Source organism: Streptomyces sp. WM4235, from assembly GCF_001279725.1.
GTDB lineage: Bacteria > Actinomycetota > Actinomycetes > Streptomycetales > Streptomycetaceae > Streptomyces.
The window spans coordinates 1-2,124 of record NZ_LGDE01000155.1 but is presented as its reverse complement, the minus strand read 5'-3'; the positions used below and the strand labels follow the sequence as shown (position 1 = coordinate 2,124).

The window sequence follows — 2,124 nt, the reverse complement described above, 5'->3', positions numbered from 1 at the left end:
GGGTCGCAGTCGTGCCTGCTCCTCGAAGCGGTCTGGGAGGGTCGCCTCGCCGATCTCCGCACGGGTGCCCGTCCACTCCTCCACCACCTGCCGCCGCTCGGCCTCCCCGAGCAGCTCCAGCTCCGACAACCGCGTGCGCGGCCCGGCCGTCGCCTGCTCCAGCGCGCGGCGCACCCTCGCGACGAGACGCTCGACGGTCGCCTGCTCGTACAGGTCGCGGCGGTAGAGCACGGCCCCGGTCAGACCCCGCTCCTCATCGGCCCGCAGCAGGAACTCCAGGTCGAACTTGACCGCACCGGTGGCCAGCGGCTCGACCGGCCCGGCGTGCAGCCCCGGCAGCTTCGGCACGACCGACGGACCGGACTCCAACGCCAGGCAGACCTGGAACAGCGGGTGTCGGGCCAGGGAGCGCGCCGGGTTCACGGCCTCCAGCACCAGGTCGAAGGGGGCGTCCTGATGGGCGAAGGCATCCAGGTCGGCGCCGCGGACCCGGGCCAGCAGCTCACGGAACTCCGGATCACCGGAGGTGTCGGTGCGCAGTACGAGGGTGTTGACGAAGAATCCCACCAGCGCCGACAGCGCCTCGTCCGACCGACCGGCGACCGGCGACCCGATCGGGATGTCGGTGCCCGCACCCGAGCGGGTCAGGGTCGCGGCCAGCGCGGCCTGTACGACCATGAACGGAGTGCAGCGTTCGGCACGCGCCAACTCCACGATGCTTTGGTGGAGTTCGGATCCGAAGTCCACCCGGACCATGCCCCCGCGCTGTCCCGCGGTGGCCGGCGCGGGGTGGTCGTGAAGCAGGGCGAGTTCCTCCGGAAGCCCCGCCAGCGCGGTCTTCCAGTAGGCGAGTTGTTCATGGAGCGGCCGTCCGGTGAGAGCGGCGCGTTGCCAGAGGGCGTAGTCGGTGTAGGTGACGGGCAGCGGATCCCGGTCGGGCGCCCGGCCTTCGAGCCGGGCCGCGTAGGCGGTGGAGAGGTCCGCGAACAGCGGCCCGAGCGACTGGCCGTCGGTGGCGATGTGGTGCAGCAGCACGAGCAGGGCGCAGTCCCCGCCGTCCGTCCGCAAGAGCGTGACGCGCAAGGGGTGTTCGGCCGTCAGGTCGAAGCAGTGGCCGGCCGCCGCGAGGAGTTCGGCGTCCAGACGCTCCACGGGGACGTCGCGCACCTCGAAGTCGGGTGTGACGGGAAGCGGGTCGATCACCTGGTACGGGTGGCCCTCCGCGGAGGCGAACCGGGTCCGCAGCGGCTCGTGACGGGCGACGAGGTCCCCGAACGCCTCCCGCAACGCGTCGGAATCCGGTCGGCCCTCCAGCCGGACCGCCAACGGAACGTTGTACGAGGTTCCCCGCCCGCCCAGTGCCTCCACCAGCCAGAGCCGCTGCTGGGCGAAGGACAGGGGCAGCCGCCCCGGGCGTTCCTCGACGCGGGTCAGCGGCGGCAGGGTGGGCCGCAGCCCGGCGTCCTCGATCCGCCGGGCGAGAGCGCCCGGCGTCGGGTGCCGGAAAACGTCCCGCAGGGTGAGGGTCACACCGAGGGTGGCGCCGATGCGGTTGGTGAGGCGGGCGGCGAGGAGCGAGTGGCCGCCGTGGTCGAAGAAGTCGTCGTCCATGGACAGGGGCACGGACAAACCGAGCACCTCGCCGACCAGCGTCCTGACGACCTCCTCCAACTCACTGCGCGGAGCCCGCCCCCCGACGGCCGGGAGCGCCTCCACGGCCGGCAGCGCCCGCCGGTCGATCTTCCCGTTGGGGGTGAGCGGCAGCCGGTCGAGGACGGCGAACCGGGCGGGAACCATGTGATCGGGCAGCCGCTCGCGCAACCAGGCTTTGAGGTCGCCCGGGCTGGGCGCGGGCCGCGTCCCGGACGTGAGCGTCACGTACGCCGTCAGTCGGTCGTCGGCGTGGACCAGCGTGGCCTGATTGACGAGGGGGTGGGTGGTGAGGACGGTTTCGATCTCGGTGGGTTCGATGCGGAAGCCGCGGATCTTGATCTGGGTGTCGGTGCGTCCCGTGTAGTGCAGGTTTCCGACGGTGTCCCAGTGGGCCTGGTCGCCGGTGCGGTAGAGGCGCGAGCCGGGCGGACCGAAGGGGTGGGGCACGAAGTGCGAGGCGGTCGTGGCGGG

The 2,124-nt window shown here is 72.5% G+C and carries 1 protein-coding gene; it reads right to left on the bottom strand.

All coding sequences use genetic code 11. The features are described 5' to 3' along the window. Window positions 1–2,124: condensation domain-containing protein (locus tag ADK55_RS13830; RefSeq protein WP_234350033.1), on the bottom strand; the 2,124-nt coding region annotated here is incomplete at both ends.